Genomic DNA, 473 nt, shown 5'->3' with positions numbered 1-473 from the left:
ATTGAAGTATGCCTAACAACAAACGAATTTCCTGATATTTTAACCAATCAATGTTTCGAAGTTGAGATCCAAAACAACGATTTACATTTTGATTACAAACTCCGAAACGGAATCTGCAAAAATAAAAGTGCAACCTTTTTAATGCAGAAAATGGGGGTTATTTAATTGTAAATTGTGAATTATTAATTTATTCTTTGCGTAAAAGCTTAATTCATAATTTACAATTTACAATTCACAATTAGAAATTAGTTTTCCTCGTACATTTCCATCCATAAACGGGTTTCTTCCAGATCTAGTTCTTTTTCGATTTTACGAAAGATTTCTTCGTTTACAGAGCCAAATTTATGCATCGATTCTAATTTTCCTCTTTCTACATTTAGCAAATCAATTTGGATTTTAGTAAAATCATTAAAAATTTCGCCTCCAAGAAGTTTTCCGTTTCCAAAGAAATTTGCAGGAAGTTCAGTCTTTTG

1 pseudogene is annotated in these 473 nt (G+C 29.8%); it reads right to left on the bottom strand.

Annotated features, from left to right (window positions below):
* Nucleotides 1-245: 245 nt before the first annotated feature.
* Nucleotides 246-473 (bottom strand): annotated as a pseudogene (locus B3J44_RS02390) (Na+/H+ antiporter); the annotation flags it as partial.

Source organism: Flavobacterium sp. UBA4854 (assembly GCF_002399805.1).
Taxonomy (GTDB): Bacteria; Bacteroidota; Bacteroidia; order Flavobacteriales; family Flavobacteriaceae; genus Flavobacterium; species Flavobacterium ginsengisoli.
The sequence above is the reverse complement of the archived record's forward strand: the minus strand, read 5'-3'. Positions and strand labels throughout refer to the sequence as shown.